The following is a 4,927-nucleotide window of genomic DNA, read 5'->3' on the forward strand; positions in this document are numbered from 1 at the left end:
ACTCCCGTTGGGGGTGCTCGCGGCCCGGCACCGCGACCGCGCCACCCGGGCGCTGGAAGGCGCGAGTTACGTCGCGCACGGGCTCCCGTCGATCGTCATCGCGATCTCGATGGTGTCGCTGGGCGTGCTGTTGCTGCGGCCGATCTACCAGCGCGAGCCGCTGCTGATCCTGGCCTATACCGTGCTGTTCGTGCCCATGGCCATCGGCTCGATCCGCGCGGCGGTGGAGGCGGCCCCGATCCGTCTGGAGGAGGTCGCCCGGTCCCTCGGCCGCGGCCCGGTCCGGGCGTTCGGCACGGTGACCGCCCGCGTCGCGCTCCCCGGCATCGCGGCAGGCGCCGCGCTGGTGTTGTTGACCTGTATGAAAGAGCTGCCCGTGACCCTGCTGCTGCACCCGACCGGCACCGACACGCTGGCCACCCGGCTGTGGGGCTACAGCTCGGTCAGCGACTACGCCTCCGCCGCGCCGTACGCCGCCGCACTGCTGGTGTTCGCCGCGGTCCCGACCGCGCTGCTCGGGATGTGGGGCACCGAGGACGGCGCGGTGCGCAGTGACTGACGCGGCCGCGGTCAGCGCCCGCGGCATCCACAAGGCGTTCGGTGACCGGCAGGTTTTGTCCGGTGTGGACATCGAACTGGCGCCAGGAACCATCACCGCGGTTCTCGGTCCGTCGGGCTGCGGCAAGACCACCCTGCTGCGCATCCTGGCCGGCTTCGAGGACCCCGACGCCGGAACGGTGAGCATCGCCGGGCAGACGGTGGCCGGCGAGGGGCCGACCGTGCCCGTGCACCGCCGGCGGGTCGGGCTGATGCCCCAGGAAGGCGCGCTGTTCCCGCATCTGAGTGTGGGGGAGAACGTGGCGTTCGGCTTGGGCCGGGACGGCCGAACGGGCTGGGGCCGGGACGGCCGAACGGGCTTGGGCCGGGACGGCCGAACGGGCTTGGGCCGGGACGGCCGCAAAGAGTCGGCCGCTCAGGTCGCGCACTGGTTGGAGGTGGTCGGCCTGGCCGGGTTGGCCGATGCCCGCCCGCACGAGATCTCCGGGGGACAGCAGCAGCGCGTCGCGCTAGCCCGGGCGCTGGCGGCCAGGCCGCGGGTGCTGCTGCTCGACGAACCGTTCGCCGCGCTGGACGCCGGGCTGCGGGTGCGCGTGCGCGAGGACATCGCCACGATCCTGCGCGACACCGCGACGACGGCGCTGCTGGTCACCCACGACCAGGCTGAGGCGCTCTCACTGGCCGATTCGGTGGCGCTGCTGATGGGCGGGGTGGTGACCCGGCACGGCACGCCCGCCGACCTCTACGACCGACCCGGATCGCTGGCCAACGCCCGATTTCTGGGCAGCACGGTGGAGATCGCCGCCACGGTGCACGCCGGGCTCGCGCGGACCAGCCTCGGCCCGCTGCGCACCCGGGACGGTGTCGCCGACGGTCCGGCTGTGGTGGTGCTGCGCCCCGAACAACTGCGGTTCGGCACGGGCGCGTCCGGCACTGCGGCCCGGGTGACCGCGCGTCGCTTCTACGGCGCCGACACCGTGGTGCACGTCGAACTCGCCGACGGCACCCGGCTGCAGTTGCGCAGTCCGGTGCCGACCGCGCTGGAGGACGGGGCCGCGGTCACCGTCGAGGTCGCCGGGGACGTGCTGGCCTACCCGTCACCACCCGGTGGGCAGCGGGTGCCCCTCGGCGAAACCGGCGGCTGACTGCACCCCGAGTACGACCTTCTCGTGCAGTTCGGGCAGCGTCGTGGCGCCGACGTAGGTGCAGGTGCTGCGCACGCCCGAGGTGATGTGATCGATCAGGTCCTCCACGCCGCCGCGCGCGGGGTCCAGGCTCATCCGCGACGACGAGATGCCCTCTTCGAAGAGCGCTTTGCGGGCGCGGTCGAACGCGCCGTCGCCGGCGGTGCGCGCTGCCACGGCACGCTTGGAGGCCATGCCGTAGCTCTCCTTGTACGGCTGGTTGTCCCGATCGCGCATCAGGTCGCCGGGCGACTCGTAGGTGCCGGCGAACCAGGATCCGATCATCACGTTGGAGGCGCCCGCGGCGATCGCCAGAGCCACGTCGCGGGGATGCCGCACGCCACCGTCGGCCCACACGTGTCCGCCGAGTTCCCTTGCCGCCGCGGCACATTCGACCACCGCGGAGAACTGGGGCCGGCCGACACCGGTCATCATCCTGGTCGTGCACATCGCGCCGGGCCCGACGCCGACCTTGACGATCGACGCGCCGGCGTTGATCAGGTCCCGGGTGCCGGCGGCCGACACCACGTTGCCCGCGGCCAGCGGCAGACCCAGGTCCAGCGCCGCCACCGTCTCGATCGCGTCGAGCATCTTCTGCTGGTGGCCGTGCGCGGTGTCGATGACCAGCAGGTCCACGCCGGCCTCGGCGAGTTCGCGGGCCTTGGCGCCGACGTCACCGTTGATCCCGACGGCCGAGGCGATGCGCAACCGTCCCCGGGCGTCGACGGCCGGGCGGTAGATCCCGGCCCGGACGGCGCCGGTCCGGGTCAGCACGCCGGCCAGCGATCCGTCGTCCTCGGTCATCACCGCCACGTCCACCGGCGCGTGCTCGAGCAGGTCGAACACCTTGCGCGGCTCGGTGCCCACCGGCGCGGTGACGAAATCGGGGACGGCCACGTCACGCACGCGGGTGAACCGGTCCACGCCGACGCACGCCGCTTCGGTGACCAGGCCGATCGGCCGGTTCACCCCACCTGAACCGCTCCTCGCGTCCGCGGCCACCACCACCGCCGCGCCGTGGGCTCTCTTGTGGATCAGGGCGACCGCGTCGGAGACGGAGTCGTCCGGCGACAGCACCACCGGGGTGTCGACCACGGTGTCGCGGGTCTTGACGAAGTCCACGGTGTGCTGGACCGCCGAGGCCGGCAGATCCTGGGGCAGCACCACGAGCCCGCCGCGGCGCGCGACCGTCTCGGCCATCCGCCGCCCGGCCACCGCGGTCATGTTCGCGACGACTACCGGGATCGTCGTGCCCGACCCGTCGACCGTGGACAGGTCGACGTCGAAGCGTGACTGCACCTCGGATCGGCCGGGCACGACGAAGACGTCGTTGTAGGTCAGGTCGTACGGCGGCCGGTGGCCATCGAGAAACTCCACGACCCCGAGTCTAGTGGCCGGGTTTCACCGGCGAGCAGACGCAAAATCGCACACAGAGCACGCAAATCGTGCGAGTTCGTGTCTGCTCGCGGAGAAAATCAGGCTTCGACCTCGCTGTGGTCGCCGCTCCACAGGGTGTGGAAGCGCTTGTCGCGGTCGGCGTCGATGCGGCCGTAGGTGTGCGCGCCGAAGAGGTCGCGCAGTCCCTGGGTCAGCGCGGCGGGCAGACGTTCGGTGCGCAGCCCGTCGTAGTAGGACAGCGCCGACGAGAAGCCGGGGATCGGGATGCCCAGTTCGGTGGCCGTGACCACCACGCGGCGCCAGCTGTCGATCGCGGCCTCGATGGCGTCGCGGAAGTAGGGCGCCACGATCAGGGTCGGCAGGTCGGGGTCCTCGTCGAAGGCGTCCTTGATCCGGTTGAGGAACTTGGCGCGGATGATGCAGCCGCCCCGCCAGATGGTGGCCAGGTCGCCGGGGGTGACGTTCCAGTCGTACTCGATGCTGCCGGCCTGGATCTGGTTGAAGCCCTGTGCGTAGGCGATGATCTTCGACGCGTACAGAGCCTGACGCACGTCTTCGATGAATTGCGCTGCGTCGGCAGGCTTTTCGCCCAGATGGCCGGAGGCCAGGCCGGTGGTCGCCTTGCGCTGGGTCACCGAGCCCGACAGCGCCCGCGCGAACACCGCCTCGGCGATGCCGGTGACCGGCACCCCGAGATCGAGCGCGGACTTGACCGTCCAGCGACCCGTGCCCTTCTGCTCGGCCTCGTCGAGGATCACGTCCACCAGCGGCTTACCGGTCTTGGCGTCGATCTGGCGCAACACCTCCGCGGTGATCTCGACCAGGAAGCTGTCCAGGTCGCCCTTGTTCCACTCGTCGAAGACGTCGGCGATCTCCGGTGCGCTCTTGCCGAGCCCGTCGCGCAGCAGCTGGTACGCCTCGCCGATGAGCTGCATGTCGGAGTACTCGATGCCGTTGTGCACCATCTTGACGAAGTGCCCGGCGCCGTCGGGGCCGATGTGGGTGCAGCACGGGACGCCGTCGACGTGCGCTGAGATCTCCTCGAGCAGCGGGCCCAGCGACTCGTAGGACTCCTTGGGGCCGCCCGGCATGATCGACGGCCCGTTCAGCGCGCCTTCCTCGCCGCCGGAGATGCCGGCGCCGACGAAATGCAGCCCGCGCTCGCGGATCGCCTTCTCCCGGCGGATGGTGTCGGTGAAGAGCGCGTTGCCGCCGTCGATGATGATGTCGCCGGGTTCCATCGCGTCGGCGAGCTCGTTGATCACCGCGTCGGTGGCTTCGCCCGCTTTCACCATGATCAGCACCCGCCGCGGCTTCTCCAACGCGTCGAGGAATTCGGCGATGGTCTCGCTGCGGACGAACTTGCCGTCAGACCCGTGCTCGGCCAGCAGCGCGTCGGTCTTGGCGATCGAGCGGTTGTGCAGTGCCACGGTATAGCCGTGCCGCGCGAAGTTGCGGGCGATATTCGACCCCATGACGGCCAAACCGGTGACACCGATCTGCGCTGTACCCGTGGTGGACTGCGACGAGCTCATAAACGGAAGCCTTTCGTTCGGTGAATGCGGCACCGCAAATCTACGGGGCGCACCGTCAAGCTGAGAACAGCCTCTGGAGCTCGGTCAGCCACGGCACCACCAGCGCGATGGTCGGGACGACCAGCACCGCGGCTGCCGCGACGTACGCGCCTGCGGCGAGGACCCTGCTGTTGGGCTCACCGCCGAGCCGGCGCACCCGCACCACCGTCGTCGGACCGCCGGCGGCCAGCGCACCGCGGGGGGCGCGGCCGG

4 protein-coding genes and 1 pseudogene are annotated in these 4,927 nt (G+C 71.1%); 2 read left to right on the forward strand and 3 right to left on the reverse strand.

What is annotated here, in order from left to right; translation table 11 throughout:
- Together MVA01S_RS28540 and MVA01S_RS28545 are read left to right on the forward strand one after the other, a co-directional pair.
- Window positions 1-559 (forward strand): ABC transporter permease (locus MVA01S_RS28540; RefSeq protein ID WP_159426371.1); only part of this gene is annotated, 559 nt, incomplete at its 5' end.
- Window positions 552-1,703 carry an ABC transporter ATP-binding protein gene (locus tag MVA01S_RS28545; RefSeq protein ID WP_003932298.1) on the forward strand — a complete coding sequence of 384 codons (1,152 nt, stop codon included), beginning with the start codon at window positions 552-554 and terminating at the stop codon, window positions 1,701-1,703. The genes MVA01S_RS28540 and MVA01S_RS28545, both read left to right, overlap by 8 nt.
- Here MVA01S_RS28545 and MVA01S_RS28550 read toward each other — a convergent pair.
- From MVA01S_RS28550 to MVA01S_RS28560, 3 genes and pseudogenes are all read right to left on the reverse strand, one after another.
- Window positions 1,656-3,119 (reverse strand): GuaB1 family IMP dehydrogenase-related protein, encoded by a 1,464-nt coding sequence (locus tag MVA01S_RS28550; protein ID WP_060941794.1) that lies wholly within the window; start codon window positions 3,117-3,119, stop codon window positions 1,656-1,658. The two genes, MVA01S_RS28545 and MVA01S_RS28550, sit on opposite strands and share 48 nt — an antisense overlap.
- A 98-nt stretch (window positions 3,120-3,217) precedes the next feature.
- Complete coding sequence (gene gnd, locus MVA01S_RS28555; protein ID WP_003932300.1) at window positions 3,218-4,675, reverse strand: NADP-dependent phosphogluconate dehydrogenase; 1,458 nt, start codon at window positions 4,673-4,675, stop codon at window positions 3,218-3,220.
- A 55-nt stretch (window positions 4,676-4,730) separates the two neighbouring features.
- Window positions 4,731-4,927: pseudogene (locus tag MVA01S_RS28560) on the reverse strand (M56 family metallopeptidase); the annotation flags it as partial.

Source organism: Mycolicibacterium vaccae NBRC 14118 = CIP 105934, from assembly GCF_001552715.1.
GTDB lineage: Bacteria > Actinomycetota > Actinomycetes > Mycobacteriales > Mycobacteriaceae > Mycobacterium > Mycobacterium vaccae.